We start from the raw sequence: 18,632 nt of genomic DNA, 5'->3' as shown, positions 1-18,632 counted from the left end.
CGTGACGGAGATCGTCAGAGCCCCGTCATCGTGGGCGGGTAGGTCCGCCTCTCCCGCGCGGCACGGACGAGCATGAGCACGAGTTTCTTCCAGGACATGCTCGGCGAGATCGCCGAGCGGGGACGCAGCCTCCTAGAGCGCTCGGCGGTCGTGCCGGCGATCTCCCGCGTCGGGTGGCGCAGCCCGGCCAAGGGCGCGAGCATCGACGAACTCTCCAGGGCGCTCCTCTCGGGCCGGGGCGAGGCGTCGGGCGTGGCCATCGCCCGGCAGGTCCTCGACCTCTATGCCGCACTCTCGCCTGAGGAGCGCACGGCCTTCTTCCGCCTGCTGGCCCGGGACTTCGCGCCGAGCCCCGAGCGGCTGCGCGCCGCCTGGGCGCAATACGACGCCGATCCGAGCCCGGCGCATCTCCAGGCGCTGCTCCGGGCGGTGGAGCCGCCGCGGCAGGAGCTGTTCCGGCGCCTGAACCTCGCCCCCGGCGGCACGCGGGCGCTCGTCGCCATGCGCGAGAAGCTGCTCGAGGAGGTCGGGCGCGAAGAGGAATTCGCCAGCGTCGCCGACGACCTCGAGCACCTCTTCCACTCCTGGTTCAACCGCGGCTTCCTGATGATGCAGCGCATCACCTGGTCGACGCCCGCGGACATCCTGGAGCGCATCATCCGCTACGAGGCGGTGCATACCATCCACGGCTGGGACGAGCTGCGCCGCCGCGTGCAGCCGCCCGACCGGCGCTGCTATGCCTTCTTCCATCCTTCGCTCGTCGACGAGCCGCTGATCTTCGTCGAGGTCGCCCTGACGCGGGAGATCCCGCACTCGATCCAGGAGGTGCTGGCGGACGGCCGCGAGCCGCTCGCGCCCGAACGGGCGACGACCGCCGTGTTCTATTCCATCAGCAACTGTCAGCCCGGCCTGCGGGGCATCTCCTTCGGCAACTTCCTCATCAAGCAGGTCGTCGAGGATCTCTGCCGCGACATCCCCTCGCTGAAGACCTTCGTCACGCTTTCGCCCATTCCGGGCTTCGGCCGCTGGCTGAGCCGCGTCGCCGAAGACCCGGAGGGGGCCGGATTTCCCGGCTTCGACCGCGGCAGGCTCGCCGGCCTGGATGAGCCGGACTGGCATCTCGATCCGGTCCGGACGGCCGAGCTGAAGCCGGTCATGCTGGGGCTCGCCGCCGCCTATTTCCTGCGCATGAAGAACGGGAAGGGCCAGCCTCTCGACCCCGTCGCACGCTTCCATCTCGGCAATGGCGCGCGGCTGGAGCGGATCAACTGGCTCGGCGACACCTCGCCGAAGGGAATGCGCGAGGGCGCGGGCCTCATGGTGAACTACCTCTACGACCTCGGCACGATCGAGGCGCATCATGAGGCCTATGCCAACCAGGGCGTGGTCGCGGCCTCCGGCCCGGTGCAGCGGCAGCTCCGCGATTTCGAGGCAGGGCTGCTGGAAGGCCGGGTCGCGGTCTAGAAGCTCGGATCGAGCATCCGGGCGAGCTCGTCCGACAGCCCCGTGCTCGCTACGGGCGAGGAGCGGGCGAGGGAGCCGCTCATGGCTTTCGACCGCTGGAGGCCGGCCGCCGCGACCGTCGCCCGCAAGCCTGCCTCGAGCGAACAGATCACCGGGACGGGCACGTCCGGGCCGATCCTGTCGGCGAGCCCGGCGAGGCCCGCACCGCCCAGTATCACGGCCTCGGCTCCATCCTCCTCCGCGCAAACCCGGCAGCCTTCCGCGAGGAGCGCCATCGCGCGCTCCGGATCCGCCGCGATCTCGGCACCGGTCGGCGCGACCGTGCGGATGCCCGCCAGCCGAGAGGATAGGCCGAGCCCTGCCACGAATTCGTGCAGCATCGGATCCCAGCGCTCCCCGCCCGTGACGATCGAGAACTGCCTGCCGAATAGGCAGGCGAGGTGGCACGAGGCCTCCGCCATCCCGACGACCGGAACGGGCGAGACCTCTTTGAGCGCCATGAGCCCGGGATCGCCGAAACAGGCCAGGAGCACCGCGTCGCAGCCGTCGTGATGCGCTGCGAGCGCGTCCAGCGCCGCATGGCCGGCGATCGCCGCGGCCGCTCGGCTCGCGATATAGCGCGCGCCGAAGCGGCCGGACACGGCCCTGACCTCGACATCCGGCCCGGCCAGCGCGCGGGCGCGCGCGGCAACCAGATCCGTGATGCTCTCGGTCGTGTTGGGGTTGATGAGGAGGAGACGCATCGCGGAGGTGGCTCACGGGGGACGATTTCGCTTCCCGCCGGCGCCCGTTCGGGTAAGCTTCCGGGGCCAGTCTGGCACGACCATTGCTGCCCGCAAGCAGCGGCTTCGTCGAAGCCGGACGGTGAACGCACCGGGAGGGGAACAGGATGGTTTCGCGTTGGGCGCTGAGCTTCGGCTGCAGCCTCTTGGCCGTCGGCATGGCGGCGGGTCTCATCTCCTCGCAGGCGGCGGCCCAGGAGAAGGTGCTGCGGATCGCCATGACGGCGGCGGACATCCCGCGCACGCTCGGCCAGCCGGACCAGGGCTTCGAGGGCAACCGCTTCACGGGCATCCCGATCTACGACGCCCTGACCCATTGGGACCTCTCGAAGGAGAAGGAGCCTTCGGTCCTCGTCCCGGGTCTCGCGACCGAATGGAAGGTCACGGACGACAAGACGAAGTGGACGTTCAAGCTCCGCCCGGGCGTGAAATTCCACGACGGGTCCGCCTTCGACGCCGCTGCGGTGGTCTGGAACGTCCAGAAGGTCCTGGACAAGTCGGCCCCGCATTTCGATGCAAGCCAGGTGGGCGTCACTGCCTCGCGCATGCCGACGCTGCGCTCCGCCCGCGTGGTCGACGACATGACGGTCGAGCTCACGACGTCGGAGCCCGACTCGTTCCTCCCGATCAATCTGTCCAACCTGTTCATGGCCTCGCCCGCCCACTGGGAGGCGAAGCTGAAGGCGATCCCCGCTTCCGTGACGGACCCCGCCGAGCGCGCAAAGCAGGCCTGGGCGGCTTTCGCGGCCGATCCCTCCGGCTCCGGCCCGTTCAAGGTGACGCGCTTCGTTCCGCGCGAGCGGCTCGAGCTTGCCGCGAACGCGACCTACTGGGACGAGAAGCGCCGGCCTAAGATCCCGAAGGTCATCCTCCTGCCGCTGCCCGAAGCGAATGCCCGCACTGCCGCCCTTCTGTCGGGTCAGGTCGATTGGATCGAGGCGCCCGCGCCGGACGCGGTCGAGCAGATCAAGAGCCGCGGCTTCAAGATGTACCAGAACGCGCAGCCGCATGTCTGGCCGTGGCAGCTCTCCTTCGTCGAAGGCTCGCCCTGGCTCGACAGGCGCGTCCGCCACGCGGCGAATCTCTGCATCAACCGCACGGAGCTGAAGGAGGCGCTGAGCGGCCTCATGGCGGAGGCCTATGCCACCTACGAGGAAGGCCATCCCTGGAACGGCAATCCCTCGTTCAAGATCAAGTACGACCCGGCCGCCGCGAAGAAGCTCATGGCCGAGGCCGGCCACTCGGCCTCGAAGCCGCTGAAGGTGAAGGTGCAGACCTCCGCCTCGGGTTCGGGCCAGATGATGCCCATCCCGATGAACGAGTATCTGCAGCAGGCGCTGAAGGAGTGCTATTTCGACGTCGAGCTCGACGTGATCGAGTGGAACACGCTCTTCACGAACTGGCGCCAAGGCGCCAAGGATCCCTCCGCCCGCGGCGCCAACGCCATCAACGTGACCTACGCGGCGATGGACCCGTTCTTCGGGATGGTGCGCTTCACCTCGACCAAGACCTTCCCGCCGGTCTCCAACAATTGGGGCTATTTCGGCAACGAGGAGTTCGACAAGCTCATCGCCGACGCCCGCACCACTTTCGACGACAAGGCACGGGACGAAGCTTTGGCGCGGCTGCACAAGCGGATCGTCGAGGAGGCGCCCTTCGTCTGGGTCGCGCATGATGTCGGCCCGCGCGCCATGTCGCCCAAGGTGAAGGGCGTCGTGCAGCCGCAGAGCTGGTTCATCGACATCGCCACGATGTCGATGGAGTGACGAGCGCAGCTCGTCATCCCCGGGCGCCTGCCCTCGGACGCGATCCGAGGGTGACCCGGGGATCTCGATCCGTGGCCGTGCCCTGAGATCGGGATGGCCGGGCCAAGCCCGGCCATGACAACCGGAAAGGCTCATGCTCGCCTATCTCGCCCGCCGCGTCGCCTACACGGTCCCGATCCTGTTCGGGGTCGCGCTGGTCTGTTTCGCGCTCGTCCATATTGCACCCGGAGACCCGCTGGTTTCCGTGCTGCCGCCCGACGCATCGGCCGACCTGCAGGCGATGCTCCGCACCCTCTACGGCTTCGACCGCTCCTATCCGGAACAGTTCGGCCGCTGGCTTTGGCGTGCCGCGCATGGCGATCTCGGCACCTCCATCGCGACCGGCCGTCCCGTGACGGACGAGGTGTTCAAGGCCGTCGGCTACACGCTGCGCCTTTCGATCCTCGCGACGCTGATCGGCTTCTTCTTCGGCTCGCTGTTCGGTTTCGTCGCCGGCTACTACCGCGACAGCCTTGTGGACAAGGCCGCCTCCGCCCTCTCCGTCCTCGGCGTCTCCGTGCCGCATTACTGGCTCGGCATGGTGCTGGTGATCGTCTTCGCGGCCATCCTCGGCTGGCTGCCGCCGACCGGCGCCGGGTCCGGGAACGAGGGCTTCTTCGGCTCGCTCCGCTTCATGATCCTGCCGGCGGTCACGATGTCGGTGATCCCGATGGGGATCGTGGCGAGGACCGTCCGGGCCCTCGTCGCGGACATCCTCGCCCAGGAATTCGTGATCGGGCTGCGCGCCAAGGGCCTCACCGACTGGGGCGTGTTCAGGCACGTCGTGAAGAACGCGGCCCCGACGGCCCTCGCCGTGATGGGCCTGCAGCTCGGCTACCTGCTCGGCGGCTCGATCCTGATCGAGACCGTGTTCTCCTGGCCGGGCACGGGCTTCCTCCTCAACGCCGCGATCTTCCAGCGCGACCTGCCCCTCCTGCAGGGCACGATCCTGGTGCTGGCGCTGTTCTTCGTGATCCTGAACCTGCTCGTCGACGTGGTGCAGACCGCGCTCGACCCGCGCATCCAGCGGAGCTGACGATGGCCGCGCTGGCACAGCAGAGCATCGTCGAGGCGCCGCAACCGAAGACGACCGGCTATTGGACCGGAGTCTGGCGGCGCCTCCGTCGCGACCCGGTCGCGATATTCGCCGGGCTGGTCATCCTGGCCCTCATCCTGATGGCGATCTTCGCGCCCTACATCGCGCCGGCGGACCCCTACCGCGCCTCGTCTCTGCGGCGCCTCCGCCCGATCGGCACGGCCGGCTATCCGCTCGGCTCGGACGAACTCGGGCGCGACATGCTCTCCCGCCTCATCTTCGGGGCGCGGCTGTCGCTCTTCATGGGCATCACGCCCGTGATACTCGCCTTCGGGATCGGCTCCGCCATCGGCATCTTCGCCGGCTATGTCGGCGGCTGGGTCAACACCGCGATCATGCGGACGATCGACGTGTTCTACGCGTTTCCGTCCGTGCTCCTCGCGGTCGCGCTCTCCGGCGCCCTCGGGGCCGGCTTCGGCAACGCGCTCGTCTCGCTGACCGTCGTCTTCGTGCCGCAGATCGCTCGGGTCGCGGAGGCAGTCACGACGCAGGTGCGCTCGCGGGACTATGTCGAGGCGGCCCGCGCCTCTGGCGCAGGCGGCTTCACCATCGTGCGCGTGCACGTGCTCGGCAACGTACTCGGGCCGATCTTCGTCTATGCGACGAGCCTCATCTCGGTCTCGATGATCCTCGCCTCCGGCCTCTCCTTCCTCGGCCTCGGCGTCCGCCCCCCGGAGCCGGAATGGGGCCTCATGCTCAATACGCTTCGTACCGCGATCTATGTCCAGCCCTGGCTCGCGGCCCTACCCGGCGTGATGATCTTCATCACCTCCATCGCATTCAACCTGCTGGCCGACGGCCTCCGCTCGGCCATGGACGTGAAGCAGTGACGAGCGGGATTTGTGCGCGACCCATTCCCCTCCCCCTCGTGGGGAGGGCCGACTCGCGCGGAGCGCGAGCGGGGTGGGGGGCCATCCGCTGCACCCCGAGCTGTCATTCCGGGGCCGCGCAGCGGAACCCGGAACCCACGGTTGGTGGGGCGAGTGGGTTCCGTGTCTGCACCGCATAACTTCGTGCTGCGGCGCGCACGGAATGACGAGGGGTTGCCGATGATTCCCGAAGATCGCGGCGGGCCGGCCCAGCCGCTCCTCACGGTCAAGGGCCTCCTAAAGCACTTCCCCGTGAAGAAGGGCCTGTTCGGCGGCGCGAGTGCCAAGGTGCGGGCCGTCGACGGCATCGATTTCGAGGTGCTGAAGGGCGAGACGCTCGGGGTCGTCGGCGAGTCCGGCTGCGGCAAGTCGACCACCGCCCGCCTGCTCCTCAGCCTTATCGACCCGACCGCAGGCGAGATCGTGTTCGACGGCGAGCGGGTCGGCTCGCGCGCGCTCAGCCTGAAGGAATTCCGGCGCCAGTGCCAGATGGTGTTCCAGGACAGCTACTCGTCCCTGAACCCGCGCCTCACCATCGAAGCGTCCATCGCCTTCGCACCACAGGTGCATGGCGTCCCGAGAAAGGAGGCGGTCGGGCGCGCGCGCGACCTCCTCGCCCGGGTCGGGCTCGAGCCGCGGCGCTTCGCCGAGCGCTACCCGCACGAACTCTCGGGGGGCCAGCGCCAGCGCGTGAACATCGCCCGCGCGCTCGCCCTGCAGCCCCGCCTCGTCATCCTCGACGAGGCCGTGTCCGCACTCGACAAGTCGGTCGAGGCGCAGGTGCTGAACCTCCTCCTCGACCTGAAGGAGGAGTTCGGGCTCACCTACATCTTCATCAGCCACGATCTGAACGTCGTCCGCTTCATCTCGGACCGGGTCATGGTAATGTATCTCGGCAAGGTGGCCGAGATCGGCGGCTCGGAGGAGGTGTTCGAACGGGCGCAGCATCCCTATACCGCCGCCCTCCTCTCCTCCATGCCCTCGCTCGATCCGGACAACCGGACGGAGGTCGCGCCGCTGGCCGGCGACCCGCCGAACCCCATCGACCCACCCCCGGGCTGCCGCTTCCATACGCGCTGCGCCCTGGTCGAGCCCGTCTGCTCGGCCAAAGAACCCCCGCTCGCCGCGACCGAGGGCAGCCACCGCGCAGCTTGCCTCGCGGTCCAGCCGGGCTCCGGGCACTCGCTGGCGCCGGCGGCGACAAGCGTGGAGCTGGCGGCGTGACCGAGCCCGCCATCCAGATCCGCGACCTGCGCGTCACCTTCGGCGGCGTGGTACGCGCCGTAGACGGCGTCGACCTGACGCTTCATCAGGGCGAGGTCGTCGCCCTGATCGGCGAATCCGGTTCGGGGAAGAGCGTGACTCTGCGCTCGCTCATGCGCCTCCACCCGCCGCGGCGCAGCAGGGTCGAAGGCTCGATCACGGTGGCCGGACGGGACGTGCTCGCCATGAGCGAGCGCCAGCTCGCCGATTACCGCGGCGCCACCGTCTCGATGATCTTCCAGGAACCGCTACTCGCGCTCGATCCGGTCTATACGGTCGGCGAGCAGATCGCGGAGGTGATCCGCCGGCATGAGAAAGCGAGCCGGGCGGAGGCCCGCGCGCGTGCGCTGGAGCTGTTCCAGAAGGTGCGGATCCCAAGCCCCGAGCGGCGGCTCGACGCCTACCCGCACGAGATGTCGGGCGGGATGCGCCAGCGCGCGATGATTGCGCTCGCACTCGCCTGCCGTCCTAAGGTCCTGCTGGCGGACGAGCCGACCACCGCGCTCGACGCGACCGTGCAGATCCAGATCCTGCTGCTGCTGCGCGAACTCCAGCGCGAGTTCGGCCTCTCGATCGTCTTCGTGACGCACGATCTCGGTGCGGCGGTCGAGGTAGCCGACCGCATTGCGGTCATGTATGCCGGCCGCATCGTCGAGGAGGGTTCCGCACGCGACCTGATCCGCGACCCGCGCCACCCCTATACGATCGGTCTCTTGAAGAGCCGCGCCGAGGGCGCGCTGGCCAAGGGCTCGCGGCTCGACGCGATCCCGGGCTCGCCGCCGGATCTCGCCCACCTGCCGCCGGGCTGTCCCTTCGCGCCGCGCTGCCCCCTCGCGATCGAGCCCTGCCGCGCCGACCGGCCGCCCCCGATCCCGATCGGGCCGGGACATGCGGCGCGCTGCATCCGCACGGACGTGTCGCCCGGCCTGCTCGCGCGGCATCCGGAACCGGCTCCAGCCTGACGCCCGTCCCCGGGCGAGGATGCGCGCTCCGCCGGCGGACGGACCGCCCACACGAACCGGGCGGGGCTTGGCAAGTCGGCAGGAGGGCGAAGCCGGCGAGATATCGCGGCCTGCGCCTCAGCAGGCCTCAGGGCTGCTTCGCCGTCTCCAGGAACTTGAGGTCCAGCGCTGCGAGCGCGAGCAGCGGATCGGGCAGCTTCACCCCGGCGCGCCGCATCTGCTGGGCGACCTCGCGGCAGGACTTGATGTCGTCCGCCTGGAACGCCGTCTCGAGGCGCGCGCGCTGCTCGGATGTCGGCGCAGGCGCGGCCGCCGGGGCGGGCGTGGGCGCCGGACGGGCGGCGGCCTGGGCCGACGCGGCGGGAGCCGGAGCCGCGGGAGCGCCGGGCGCCGCTTGGGGCGCGGCCGGATTGGCCTGGGCCTGGCCCTGAGGGCCGGGCGCACCGGGTCCGCCCTGCGGGACCGGGCCGCTGATCCCGGAGCTTTGCGGCCCCTGACCGGCCGCAGGGTGCGGCTGCGGCGCGGGCTGGCCCGGCGAGGGCGCCTGGACGGCGGTCGCCTGCTGCGGGGACGGCGCGGAGGCCGCCGGCGCCGCGGCGGGCTGGCGGACGAAATTGGCGAGTTCCTGGCAGATATTGGCAGGCTTGCCGGGCTGCTGCTGCACAACGCGGGGTGCGGCGGGCTCCGTTGGAGCCTGCGCGGCCGGAGCCGCGGCCGCCGGAGCGGGAACTGCTGGCGTCGCCGGAGCGGGCTGGGCCACCTGGCCGGGTTCGCCGGGAGCCGGAGCCTGGGCCAGCGCCGAACCGTTCCAGGCGAGGCCCAGCGCAAGAAGGCTCGTCGCGATCGAGGCTCTCGTCATATCCTGTCCTTTCGGCCGCTGAACCGCGGGGTCAGCCGCGATGGCCCGCACCGCGCCCCTGCGGATCGCCGCTCCAGTTCGGTCCGACGAGATTGTCCGTCGGGGTGACGCGCGCACCCGTGGTCGAAAAGGCCTGGTAGGCCGGCTTCTGATTCACGGAGAGCAGATACGCCGCCGCGCCGGCGAGCAAGACAGCCGCGACGATGGCGAGAATGATCGTCTTCATGTCCTCACTCCCGTCCTCAGGTCATTCGGCCGGGACGGGCCGCGCGCCATGGACCTGCGGACCGCTGGCGGTCTTGGCCCGCTGCTCCTCGACCCAGAGGTCGTGGTGGCGGCGTGCCCAGGCGAGGTCGACCTCGCCCGAGCCCATGGCGTCGTAGGCACCCTCCATACCGAGCGACCCGATATAGATGTGGGCCAGGATGGCGGCGATGAAGAGCACCCCGATGACGGCATGCACCGCCTGCGTGAGCTGCATCCCGTTGATGTCCGTTGCCGAGAACGGGAACAGCATGAGGATGCCCGTCGCCGACATCAGCAAGCCGCCAATCACCACGATCCAGAAGATCATCTTCTGGCCGGCATTGAAGCGGTACGCGCTCGGATGCGCATCACCCAGGAAGCCGCCGCCCTTCCTGATCCAGGCGACGTCGACACGGTTCGGGATGTTGTCTTTTACCCAGACGATCAGCATGAGCAGCAAGCCCAGCATGAACGGCCAGGCCAGGTAGTTGTGGGCGTACTTGCCCCATTGGGAGAGCGCTGCGAAGGCGTCCGGCCCGATGATCGGCATGAGCAGCCGCTTCCCGAAGATGTAGTTCAGCCCGGTCAGCGCGAGAACGATGAAGCAGACGGCCGTGAGCCAGTGCATGAAGCGCTCGAAGGCGTTGAAGCGCAGGATCTTGACGCCGGATTCCTCGGTCTGATCGAGCCGGATGCGCCCCTTCGTGAAGTAGAACCCGAACAGCGCGAGCAGCATGCCGAGGATCGCGATGCCACCGATCCAGGGCAGCCAGCCCTCGCGGAACTGGCGCCACTCGCGGCCCTGCGGCTGCTCGAGCAACGCCGCCTTGCCGTCCGGGATGGAGACGCGGCCCTGCAGCTTGTTCAGCTCGCGCAGGAGCTGGTCCTCGCGAACCGAAGCCGCCGTGGGGTTCTGCCCGCTCGGGTTCGCGGTGGAGGCTGCGGGGGGCACGTCCCGCCCGGTCTGCGCGAGGACAGCGGCGCCTCCGCCGAGCATGAGAGCCGCCAGGGCGATCCGGAGAAGGTGCATCACGGCGCTGACCTCGTGTCTGGCTGTCGGGGGATCGGGCCGCGATCAGATCGCGACCGTCTCGCGGTAGGCCGTCTTCCAGCCCCAGGCGCCCGAACCGTAACCGCGCTTGACGACGCGCTCCTTGTAGATCTGGGCGATGATCTCGCCGTCACCGGCGAGGAGCGCCTTCGTGGAACACATCTCGGCGCAGAGCGGCAGCTTGCCTTCGGCCAGGCGGTTCGAACCGTATTTCTCGTATTCCGCGGTCGTGAGGTCGGCCTCGGGACCGCCGGCACAGTAGGTGCACTTGTCCATCTTGCCGCGGGAGCCGAAATTCCCGACCCGGGGATATTGCGGCGCCCCGAAGGGGCAGGCGTAGAAGCAGTAGCCGCAGCCGATGCAGAGGTCCTTCGAGTGGAGGACGACGGCATCCGCCGTGGTGAAGAAGCAGTTCACCGGGCACACGGCCGCACAGGGCGCGTCCGTGCAGTGCATGCAGGCCATCGAGATCGAGCGCTCGGACGGCTTGCCGTCGTTGAGCGTCACGACTCGGCGCCGATTGATGCCCCACGGCACCTCGTGCTCGTTCTTGCAGGCGGTGACGCAGGCGTTGCACTCGATGCAGCGGTCGGCGTCGCAGAGGAACTTCATACGGGCCATTGTCGGGTCTCCGTCAGGCCGCCTGGATCTGGCAGAGGGTGACTTTCGTCTCCTGCATGCCGGTCACCGGATCGAAGCCGTAGGTCGTGACGGTGTTCACGCTCTCGCCGAGGACGACGGGATCTGTCCCGGCCGGATATCTCGAGCGATGGTCCTCGCCCTGGTACCAGCCGGCGAAGTGGAACGGCATCCAGGCCACCCCCTTGCCGACGCGCTCGGTGACGAGCGCCTTCACCTTGGTCTTGGCGTTGTTCTCCGGCCCGAGCACCCAGACCCAGGCGCCGTCCTTGATGCCGCGCTCGGCAGCATCCGCCGGGTTGATCTCGACGAACATGTCCTGCTGCAGCTCGGCCAGCCACGGATTCGACCGGGTCTCCTCGCCGCCGCCCTCGTATTCCACCAGGCGGCCCGAGGAGAGGATGATCGGGAAGGATCGGGCGATGTTCTTGTCGACCGCGGCCTTCTGCACGGTGAAGCCGTTGTTCGGGATCCGGAACTGCCGCTCGTCGGGCCGCGTCGGATATTTCGCCACGAGCTCGGGCTTGGGCGAATAGATCGGCTCGCGATGGACCGGGATCGGGTCCGGCAGGTTCCAGGCATTCGCCCGGGCCTTGCCGTTGCCGTAGTGCATGACCCCGCGCTCGAGGCAGACGCGCTGGATGCCGCCCGACAGGTCGATCGCCCAGCTCACGGCATCCACGTTGTTGCCGCCGATCCGCTGGATGGTCGCGAGTTCGTCCGGCGTGAGGTCCTTGTCCCAGCCGAGCTTCTTCAGGATCCCGAAGGTGATCTCGGGATAGCCGTCCGTGAGCTCGGAGCCGACCGGGTACGAATCCTCCGCAAGCAGCGTCTGGCCGTTCCGCTCCACCCCGAAGCGGGCCCGGAAGGCGCCGCCGCCCTCCTTCACGTGCAGGTTCGTGTTGTAGAGGATGTGCGTGCCGGGATGGCGGATCTCAGGCTTGCCCCAGCAGGGCCACGGCAGGCCGTAATAGTCGCCGCCCACCTCCGGATCGTCCTTGGGCGCGCGCAGCGTCACGAGGTCGAACTTGTGCTGGTTGCGCATATGCGCCTTCAGCCGCTCCGGCGACTGGCCACAATAGCCGGTGGACCAGCCGCCGCGATTGATCTCGCGCAGGATGTCTTCCGGAACCGGGACGTTGTTCTCGACCTTGATGTTCTTGAACAGCTCCTCCGCGAAGCCGAGCTTCTTCGCCAGCAGGTACAGGAACTCGTAGTCGTTCTTCGATTCGAATGCCGGCTTCACGATCTGCTCGCCCCACTGGAGGGAGCGATTGGACGCGGTGCGCGAGCCGTCCATCTCGAGCGAGGTGCAAATCGGCAGGAGATAGACGCCGTCCTTCCGGTTGCCCATCGTGGCGAAGCTCGTCGGATGCGGGTCGGCCACCACGAGCAGCTCGAGCTTGTTGACGCCCTCGACCGCCTCGGGGATGCGGGTCACCGTGTTGCCGCCGTGGCCGAACACCATCATGGCCTTGATGTTGGCCTTCTGGTCGACCTGGTCCTCCGGCAGGTTCACGCCGTCGAACCACCGGGTCGAGGTGATCCCGGGCGCCTCCATGTTCTGCTTGCGGGTGCGGGCGGGCCGGCCGGCCTTCGCGGGCACCTCGTCGAAGCGGGACTGGAGCCAGTCGTAGCTGACATCCCAGACGCGCGCCCAATGCCGCCAGGCGCCCTCGACCAGTCCGTAATAGAGCGGCAGGGTCGAGATATCGAGGCCGAGATCGGTCGCGCCCTGCACGTTCGTGTGGCCGCGAAAGATGTTGGCCCCGGTTCCTGGCTTGCCGACATTGCCGGTGGCGAGCGCCAGGATGCAGAGCGCCCGCACGTTTGCGGTGCCGACCGTGTGCTGGGTCGCGCCCATGCACCAGATCACGGTGGCGGGCTTCTCGTGCGAGAACAGATAGGCCACGCGCTTGAGCTGCTCGCCGGGCACGCCGGTGACCCGCTCAACCTCGTCGGGCGTCCACTTGGCGACCTCCTTGCGGACATCCTCCATGCCGTAGACGCGCTGGCGGATGAATTCCTTGTCCTCCCAGCCGTTCTGGAAGATGTGCCAGAGGATGCCCCAGACGAGCGGGATGTCCGTGCCGGAGCGCAGCCGGACATATTCCGTCGCGTGTGCGGCCGTCCGCGTGAAGCGCGGATCGATGACGATCATGTTGGCGCGGTTGATCTCCTTGCCGGACAGCACGTGCTGCATGGAGATCGGATGCGCTTCCGCGGGGTTGCCGCCCATGATGATCATGGTTTTGGCGTTGCGGATGTCGTTGTAGGAATTCGTCTGGGCACCGTAGCCCCAGGTGTTGGCGACGCCGGCGACGGTAGTCGAATGGCAGATGCGCGCCTGGTGGTCGACCGAGTTCGTGCCCCAGAAGGCCCCGAATTTGCGAAGCAGATACGCGGCCTCGTTCGTGTACTTGGCGGAGCCGAGCCAATAGGCGGAGTCAGCGCCGTATTTCTGGCGGATGTCGAGCAGCTTGTCGCCGATCTCGTTGATCGCCTGGTCCCAGCTGACCCGCTGCCATTGCCCGTCGACGAGCTTCACCGGGTATTTGAGGCGCCGCTCGCTGTGCACCAGCTCCCGGATCGCCGCGCCCTTAGCGCAATGCGTGCCGCGGTTGATCGGGCTGTCCCAGGAGGGCTCCTGGCCGACCCATACGCCGTTCACGACCTCGGCCGTCACCGTGCAGCCGACCGAGCAATGGGTGCAGATGTTCTTCTTGATCTGCACCTGCGGACCGCTCACGGCGGTGCCGGCCGCCCTCGCCTTGCGGACCGCCCCGAGCTGGATCGAGCCCGCGGCCGCGAGGCCGCCGACCGCAAGCCCGGACTGGCGCAGGAAGGAGCGCCGGTCGATCACGCCGGAGGCGAGGCCGGATGCGAAGGACTGCAGCTTGCCGCGGCTCGCTTCGCCGCTCTTGCGCTTCGTCAGCATGGGGCAGCCCTCACTTCTTCAGCGTCTCGTACCCATTGGTACGATAGAACGCCTTCACGTGGTCGGACTCGCGGTAGCGAGCCTTGGTCTCGTTGGGCCCGGGGTCGTAGGCCTGGGCCTCCGTCGCGGCGATCGGCGAGACTGCGACGACCACGGCCGCGCTTGAGGCGCCGCCCACCGCGCCGAGGAACTTGCGGCGATCCACCGCCTTCCGGTCGCTCTCGCTCATTCTCCCGTCTCCTCTCGACGCCGCTCCCGATCCGCCGGCCGGCGGATCAGTTCTCCAGCGCAAAGGCTTCCGCCTCGATTTCCATGAACAGGCGCCCGAGCGCCCCGACCGCACGGTAGAACCGCGCAGATCGAGCAGTCTCCAGATCGCCGAAGAAACGCTCGGCAAAGGGCTTCAGATGCCGCTCGAAGAAGCGGCGCTCTGCGCCAGCCCCGCCCTCGAACCGGCCCGCCGCGAGTCCCGCCATCACGTCGCACAGGATCGCGACATGATCCTCAGGCTCGCGCAGATCCTCGGCCGCCTCGATCCCGAGGGCCTGCAGATCCGTACGCACCCGGGCGAGCGGCCGCTCGTTCAGGAACCCGGTGAGGTAATACGAGGCATAAGGCAGGAGCTCGCTCCGACCGACGCCGATGAAGAGGTCGAAATATTCGCGCGAGACCGCGTCGGCATCGGCTTCCCGGGCAGCCTCGGCGAGCCTGCGGTAGGCTAGGCCGAGCGGCGTGGCGTCCCCTTCGATCGCGCCGAGAGCCGCGAGGAGCTGCACGGTCGGCGCCTGCCCGAGCAGGACGGCAAGCAATTGGTAGTGCTGAGAACGAAGAAGATCGACCTCATCAAGCTCTCGGCCTGAGGGCAACGGGAGGTCCTCGGTTGGGTAGAGATCGGGGCGGAGGACGGCGCGAGGGATCCCGGTGACCTCCTCCACCTTCACGACACGATCGGCCGGGATACGGCGCCAGTTCGAGACAGCCGGCTGCGAAATGCCCAGCGCACGCGCCAGCGCTCCAATGCTTCCAGCGGCCCGAATGGCCTGCTCGATACCCTCGGCTCGCATCTCGCTCCCGGCACGCGGTCCCTGTCGCCCACGCTTGACCGCCATAATACGACGTTATGAGGATAAACAAGAGTTAGAAAAGATCGAACTTTGGTATGGCCGCGCCATGCCGTCGCAAGGGGCGCTGCGCGGGGTCGGGCGCATTCTCCTCCCGAGCGGAGACCGCCACCGCCGTGCCCGTGCCACCGGCCGGCTCGCCGGGGGACGCCGTTCCGGATGGCGGAATCGCCGGAGGGCTGCCACCGGCGGCGACCTGCTCCGGTCGGCTCTCGGGGGAAGCTTCGGGCGCTTCGGGCCCCCCGCGGCCGGTTTCCCGGCCCGGCGTCGCGCCCGGCGCGTGGTCGGATAGGGCGGAGAACATCCGGTCGAGCCGATCCGTGATGTCGTCGGCGAGGCCGAGGGGCCCGCCCCCCGGCACGCCGCCCGGGACGTTCCAGTCCCATGCGTAATCGCGGGCGTCGCCGACGTAGTCGCGGATCGCGGGATCGAGGGACCACATCCGCCTCAGCGCGGCCTTGCGCAGCACCTCCGGCACGCCCTTGCGCAGGAACCCGGAGATGTCGGACTCGGGCGTCAGATCCTCGATCCGGGGCAGGAGCGCGAGTTCCTCCTCTGGAAGGGTCTCGTCCGTTGCAAGGGCGGCCTCGTCCGGGCGCGGCTCCGGCGCATCCGGCGTCTCCTCCCGCTCGGCGCCGAGCTTGCGGCGCGACCAGCGGGCGAGGAAGCCATCACCCCAATTCATCCCTCTCCTCCCGTCCGGTCCCGGCCGGGGGCGCGTCGGGCCAGCGCCTCGGCATCGGGGCGGTCGTTCCTGCGCTTGAAGAAGGCCCGCTCGACGTGGAATGCGGCCACATAGGCTGCCAGGTGATCCCGGATCTCGGTCGGCATCGGCACCGCTTCGACGATCTCGCCGATCCCCTCCGCCAGCCCCTCGCCCTCGTAGGGGTCGGCCGTCACGGCCGCGATCTCATGGTCCTCGCCGCCGATCGGACGCAGCGCTACCCACAGCGAGGGCTGGCCGGAGGCGAGGTTGTCCCGGTAATGCGCCGTCTCGCTCGGGTGGAGCGCGAGTTCGTAGGGGCCGGCGTAGAACAGCTCCTCGGTCTGCGTCGCGGACAGGCGCGTCCAGGCCGGCGTCTCGGGCGCGGCAGGCAGGACAGCGGTCGGGAGCCACGCATGGTCCGCCCAGGGATTGGACAGCCTGCGCCGGGCGACCACAACCCCGACGGTGATCCGCGCTTCGGGTTCGCCCGCCCGGCTCATGCTGCCACCTGCCCGGCTGCGAGCGGCAACCCCACGATGAGGTTCTGCGGCTTCAGGATCAGGCGCCGGTCCGGATTCATGGCGAGGAAGAGATAGGCCGGATGACCCGCGACCCTGGGGTCGATGCGCGAGCGGTCGGCGAAGCTCAGGCTGAACATGGCGAGGAGGCGGGACAGCTCGTCGGACGAGAGGCTCTCGCCGCGCCAGACCGCGTTGCCGATCCGCGTCGCCTCGGCGTCCAGGCCGATGAACCAGCGCCAGTCCCGGTCCTGCACGGTGGCGATCGGCTCGACGCGGGTCTCGAGGTGCAGAAGATGACGCAGCCAAGCCTCGACCGCACGGGCGAGCCCCTCCCGGGACTTCGGATTGGAGCTCAGGTTCAGCGCCATCGAGAAGGCGTCAGAACGGCTCCAGTAGGTCCAGGCGCTCTCGTCGTCGAGGATGTCGAGCTCCTCGATCGGCTCGCGACCGAGCATCGCCGCGAGGGGGGAGCCGCGCGCGCCGGGGTCCTGTGCATCGATCAGCTCGGCATCGGCGAGCAGCACGGTCTCGCCGCTCACCGAGACGCGCTGCGGCCTGAAGAACAGCTCGGCCGCGCGCAGCACGTACGGGTCCTCGCAGCCGTCGAGCGCGTTGCGCAGGATCAGGTGCACGAGCTGATTCAGGAAGATGACCGGCGTGGTGATCGGGTTTGCGCGGACGAGCCGCAGATAGGCCGCCTCGATCGTCGGAGCGCCGAGAAGCGCCTGGCGCAGCGCCAGCATCACGGACCAGTTCTCGCGCGCATCCGCATCCGAGATGGCCGCGACCTCGGCCGGCTCGACAGGGCGGCGCGGATCCACCGCGAGACTCGCATGAAGCGCGCGCTCGGCCTCGCAGGCTTCTTCTGGAGGGATCAGTTCCGGACGCGCGAGATAGGCGAGCAGGAGCTCGTCCGTGACCGCGAGGCCACCGCCTTCCGTCCGGTGCGTCAGGTGGTGGCCGCTCGACACCCAGAACTCTCTCACGCCCGCTTCTCCGCCATCAGGCCCGCAAGGTCGATCCGCTCCTCCGGCTCCTCGTCCGCCTCCACGAACTGGAAGACGCGCAGGCCGGCATGGAGCCGGTCGGCGCCGGGCAGGCCCGGCTCTTTTGCCGTAAGGGTCCGGAACTGCTCGCGCAGCTCGCCGTCCTGGAAGGTTCGATGCAGGGCGAGGATCGTGTTGGGGGGCGGACCGCAGAGCGAGGCGGCAGCCGCGATCTCCTCCTCTGCGGCCGCCAGCGCCGTGGCGTCATCCGGCGCGCCGAGCTGTTCGCGGATCCGCCGCGCGAGGGCGGTCGTCGCCGCCTCGACCTCGTCCGGGCCCGCCTCGCTCACCACGACCAGGGTCGAGAAGCCGAGCGAGGACACGCCCACGAAGCCCGACCGAAAGGCCGCGCGCGCCTTGCCCGTCAGCGCCGCGGGATCCAGGTCGAGGAACATGAAGGAGCCCGCGACGGCCCACTCGCCGGGCTCGGCCGCACGCTCGAAGACGAAGGTGTCCGAGGGATCGAGCCGGATCGTGCGCGGCAGCTTCGTGATCGTCATAGCCGGGGCGCTCCCGTCCCGGGATCGAACCAGGAAGCGTCCGCAAGCGCCTGCGCGAGCCGAACGACCTCGCCCGTCCCGGTCCGCAGGTTCCCGTCGGCGTCGAGCCACGCGGTCCGGGCATCCCGCATCCACCGGCGATAGGCGTCCGACCAGGCAGCGAAGCCGCGATCCCGGACGGCGTCGAAGCCGAGCAGCAGGTAGCGCGCGAACGCCTCGACGATCGCATCCGGCGCGCCCGGCCCGAAGCCTTCCTCGTCGAGGGCGGTGGAATCGGGCGTGAGCCCCGGATCGCCGGCATGACGCTTGGAGGCGATCAGCATTGCCGAGAACACGAGCCAGTCCGGCACGTCTTCCTCTCCGCAGCTCTCCGGCCAAGCGAGCCGCCCTCCTCCGAGCCGCGCACCGTCGAATTCGATGACATCCGGATAGCGAATCGCGACCGGCATCTCCGGCGGAGCCGCGGATCCGACGGCGTCCGCCAGGGCAGCCATGCCGACGAGAGCTGACCGGCGCGCGTCGCGCAGCCGCTCCTCGGGCTCCAGTACGACCGCGAACTCGAGCACTCGATCGCCGGTGCGGCTCGTCAGGCTCCCGGCGCCGAGCCGCGCTGCCGCATCCCGGGCAAAGTCGTGCACCGGAATGCCCGGCGGAGGCGCGGCCCAGGAGAAGGCCGGCGGCAGGTCGGGCGCCGGTCGCTCGGTGCGGAGGGCAAGGGCGGTCATGCGGCTTCGGCTGGTGCTGCGGGCAAGTGTCCGGTTACC

The 18,632-nt window shown here is 69.2% G+C and carries 19 protein-coding genes; 6 read left to right on the top strand and 13 right to left on the bottom strand.

The annotated features are described in order from the left end of the window. Positions 1-72: 72 nt before the first annotated feature. A complete protein-coding gene (locus HJG44_RS20880; protein ID WP_171220270.1) occupies positions 73-1,464 on the top strand; it encodes a malonyl-CoA decarboxylase domain-containing protein in 1,392 nt (463 codons plus the stop codon). On the opposite strand, the gene HJG44_RS20875 is transcribed toward HJG44_RS20880, so the two are convergent. Beyond that, a complete protein-coding gene (locus HJG44_RS20875) occupies positions 1,461-2,207 on the bottom strand; it encodes an aspartate/glutamate racemase family protein (RefSeq protein ID WP_171220269.1) in 747 nt (248 codons plus the stop codon). The two genes, HJG44_RS20880 and HJG44_RS20875, sit on opposite strands and share 4 nt — an antisense overlap. A gap of 146 nt (positions 2,208-2,353) precedes the next feature. On the opposite strand from HJG44_RS20875, the gene HJG44_RS20870 reads away from it, so the two are divergent. From HJG44_RS20870 to HJG44_RS20850, 5 genes are all read left to right on the top strand, one after another. Further along, entirely contained in the window at positions 2,354-4,012 is a 1,659-nt protein-coding gene (locus HJG44_RS20870; protein ID WP_171220268.1) for an ABC transporter substrate-binding protein, read from the top strand. A 133-nt stretch (positions 4,013-4,145) separates the two neighbouring features. Further along, on the top strand, positions 4,146-5,087 hold the full coding sequence (locus tag HJG44_RS20865) for an ABC transporter permease (protein WP_171220267.1): 942 nt from the start codon (positions 4,146-4,148) through the stop codon (positions 5,085-5,087). A 2-nt stretch (positions 5,088-5,089) separates the two neighbouring features. Further along, entirely contained in the window at positions 5,090-5,977 is an 888-nt protein-coding gene (locus tag HJG44_RS20860) for an ABC transporter permease (protein ID WP_171220266.1), read from the top strand. Positions 5,978-6,196: 219 nt separating this feature from the next. Then, positions 6,197-7,240, top strand: a complete 1,044-nt coding sequence (locus tag HJG44_RS20855) for an ABC transporter ATP-binding protein (RefSeq protein ID WP_171220265.1) — start codon at positions 6,197-6,199, stop codon at positions 7,238-7,240. Then, positions 7,237-8,241, top strand: a complete 1,005-nt coding sequence (locus HJG44_RS20850) for an oligopeptide/dipeptide ABC transporter ATP-binding protein (RefSeq protein WP_171220264.1) — start codon at positions 7,237-7,239, stop codon at positions 8,239-8,241. Before HJG44_RS20855 ends, HJG44_RS20850 begins: the two co-directional genes overlap by 4 nt. 127 nt (positions 8,242-8,368) lie before the next feature. On the opposite strand, the gene HJG44_RS20845 is transcribed toward HJG44_RS20850, so the two are convergent. From HJG44_RS20845 to HJG44_RS20790, 12 genes are all read right to left on the bottom strand, one after another. Further along, positions 8,369-9,100: a hypothetical protein gene (locus HJG44_RS20845; RefSeq protein ID WP_171220263.1), complete on the bottom strand. Its 732-nt coding sequence runs from the start codon at positions 9,098-9,100 to the stop codon at positions 8,369-8,371. Positions 9,101-9,131: 31 nt separating this feature from the next. Beyond that, positions 9,132-9,326 carry a hypothetical protein gene (locus HJG44_RS20840; RefSeq protein WP_171220262.1) on the bottom strand — a complete coding sequence of 65 codons (195 nt, stop codon included), beginning with the start codon at positions 9,324-9,326 and terminating at the stop codon, positions 9,132-9,134. 21 nt (positions 9,327-9,347) lie between these two features. Next, positions 9,348-10,376 (bottom strand): formate dehydrogenase subunit gamma, encoded by a 1,029-nt coding sequence (locus tag HJG44_RS20835; protein WP_246736407.1) that lies wholly within the window; start codon positions 10,374-10,376, stop codon positions 9,348-9,350. Positions 10,377-10,421: 45 nt separating this feature from the next. Beyond that, the gene (gene fdh3B / locus HJG44_RS20830; RefSeq protein WP_171220261.1) at positions 10,422-11,018 is read right to left on the bottom strand and encodes a formate dehydrogenase FDH3 subunit beta; all 597 of its coding nucleotides are present in this window, start codon (positions 11,016-11,018) and stop codon (positions 10,422-10,424) included. A 13-nt stretch (positions 11,019-11,031) separates the two neighbouring features. Further along, the gene (locus HJG44_RS20825) at positions 11,032-13,974 is read right to left on the bottom strand and encodes a formate dehydrogenase subunit alpha (RefSeq protein ID WP_171220260.1); all 2,943 of its coding nucleotides are present in this window, start codon (positions 13,972-13,974) and stop codon (positions 11,032-11,034) included. Between the two features lie 10 nt (positions 13,975-13,984). Beyond that, positions 13,985-14,203: a formate dehydrogenase gene (locus tag HJG44_RS20820; RefSeq protein ID WP_171220259.1), complete on the bottom strand. Its 219-nt coding sequence runs from the start codon at positions 14,201-14,203 to the stop codon at positions 13,985-13,987. Between the two features lie 46 nt (positions 14,204-14,249). Further along, positions 14,250-15,038, bottom strand: coding sequence for a Cro/CI family transcriptional regulator (locus tag HJG44_RS20815; protein ID WP_171220258.1), 789 nt, complete (start codon positions 15,036-15,038; stop codon positions 14,250-14,252). Between the two features lie 73 nt (positions 15,039-15,111). Next, positions 15,112-15,780: a DUF3306 domain-containing protein gene (locus HJG44_RS20810; protein WP_171220257.1), complete on the bottom strand. Its 669-nt coding sequence runs from the start codon at positions 15,778-15,780 to the stop codon at positions 15,112-15,114. Next, the gene (locus HJG44_RS20805) at positions 15,777-16,301 is read right to left on the bottom strand and encodes a DUF3305 domain-containing protein (RefSeq protein WP_171220256.1); all 525 of its coding nucleotides are present in this window, start codon (positions 16,299-16,301) and stop codon (positions 15,777-15,779) included. Before HJG44_RS20805 ends, HJG44_RS20810 begins: the two co-directional genes overlap by 4 nt. After that, the gene (locus tag HJG44_RS20800; protein ID WP_171220255.1) at positions 16,298-17,308 is read right to left on the bottom strand and encodes a DUF6352 family protein; all 1,011 of its coding nucleotides are present in this window, start codon (positions 17,306-17,308) and stop codon (positions 16,298-16,300) included. Before HJG44_RS20800 ends, HJG44_RS20805 begins: the two co-directional genes overlap by 4 nt. Next, complete coding sequence (locus HJG44_RS20795; protein WP_171220254.1) at positions 17,305-17,868, bottom strand: DUF6505 family protein; 564 nt, start codon at positions 17,866-17,868, stop codon at positions 17,305-17,307. Before HJG44_RS20795 ends, HJG44_RS20800 begins: the two co-directional genes overlap by 4 nt. After that, entirely contained in the window at positions 17,865-18,593 is a 729-nt protein-coding gene (locus HJG44_RS20790; protein WP_171220253.1) for a biotin/lipoate--protein ligase family protein, read from the bottom strand. The genes HJG44_RS20795 and HJG44_RS20790 overlap by 4 nt, the downstream gene beginning before the upstream one ends. Positions 18,594-18,632: the final 39 nt, after the last annotated feature.

Source organism: Enterovirga aerilata, from assembly GCF_013044135.1.
Classification (GTDB): Bacteria; Pseudomonadota; Alphaproteobacteria; order Rhizobiales; family Beijerinckiaceae; genus Enterovirga; species Enterovirga aerilata.
The sequence above is the reverse complement of the archived record's forward strand: the minus strand, read 5'-3'. Positions and strand labels throughout refer to the sequence as shown.

Excerpts from the sequence above, each read along its gene's own strand:
- HJG44_RS20865 (WP_171220267.1), top strand. The coding sequence starts at position 4,146 with ATGCTCGCCTATCTCGCCCGCCGCGTCGCCTACACGGTCCCGATCCTG.
- HJG44_RS20825 (WP_171220260.1), bottom strand. The coding sequence starts at position 13,974 with ATGCTGACGAAGCGCAAGAGCGGCGAAGCGAGCCGCGGCAAGCTGCAG.
- HJG44_RS20795 (WP_171220254.1), bottom strand. The coding sequence starts at position 17,868 with ATGACGATCACGAAGCTGCCGCGCACGATCCGGCTCGATCCCTCGGAC.
- HJG44_RS20835 (WP_246736407.1), bottom strand. The coding sequence starts at position 10,376 with ATGCACCTTCTCCGGATCGCCCTGGCGGCTCTCATGCTCGGCGGAGGC.
- HJG44_RS20840 (WP_171220262.1), bottom strand. The coding sequence starts at position 9,326 with ATGAAGACGATCATTCTCGCCATCGTCGCGGCTGTCTTGCTCGCCGGC.
- HJG44_RS20860 (WP_171220266.1), top strand. The coding sequence starts at position 5,090 with ATGGCCGCGCTGGCACAGCAGAGCATCGTCGAGGCGCCGCAACCGAAG.
- HJG44_RS20805 (WP_171220256.1), bottom strand. The coding sequence starts at position 16,301 with ATGAGCCGGGCGGGCGAACCCGAAGCGCGGATCACCGTCGGGGTTGTG.
- HJG44_RS20815 (WP_171220258.1), bottom strand. The coding sequence starts at position 15,038 with ATGCGAGCCGAGGGTATCGAGCAGGCCATTCGGGCCGCTGGAAGCATT.
- HJG44_RS20870 (WP_171220268.1), top strand. The coding sequence starts at position 2,354 with ATGGTTTCGCGTTGGGCGCTGAGCTTCGGCTGCAGCCTCTTGGCCGTC.
- HJG44_RS20790 (WP_171220253.1), bottom strand. The coding sequence starts at position 18,593 with ATGACCGCCCTTGCCCTCCGCACCGAGCGACCGGCGCCCGACCTGCCG.
- fdh3B (WP_171220261.1), bottom strand. The coding sequence starts at position 11,018 with ATGGCCCGTATGAAGTTCCTCTGCGACGCCGACCGCTGCATCGAGTGC.
- HJG44_RS20880 (WP_171220270.1), top strand. The coding sequence starts at position 73 with ATGAGCACGAGTTTCTTCCAGGACATGCTCGGCGAGATCGCCGAGCGG.
- HJG44_RS20855 (WP_171220265.1), top strand. The coding sequence starts at position 6,197 with ATGATTCCCGAAGATCGCGGCGGGCCGGCCCAGCCGCTCCTCACGGTC.
- HJG44_RS20875 (WP_171220269.1), bottom strand. The coding sequence starts at position 2,207 with ATGCGTCTCCTCCTCATCAACCCCAACACGACCGAGAGCATCACGGAT.
- HJG44_RS20845 (WP_171220263.1), bottom strand. The coding sequence starts at position 9,100 with ATGACGAGAGCCTCGATCGCGACGAGCCTTCTTGCGCTGGGCCTCGCC.
- HJG44_RS20820 (WP_171220259.1), bottom strand. The coding sequence starts at position 14,203 with ATGAGCGAGAGCGACCGGAAGGCGGTGGATCGCCGCAAGTTCCTCGGC.
- HJG44_RS20810 (WP_171220257.1), bottom strand. The coding sequence starts at position 15,780 with ATGAATTGGGGTGATGGCTTCCTCGCCCGCTGGTCGCGCCGCAAGCTC.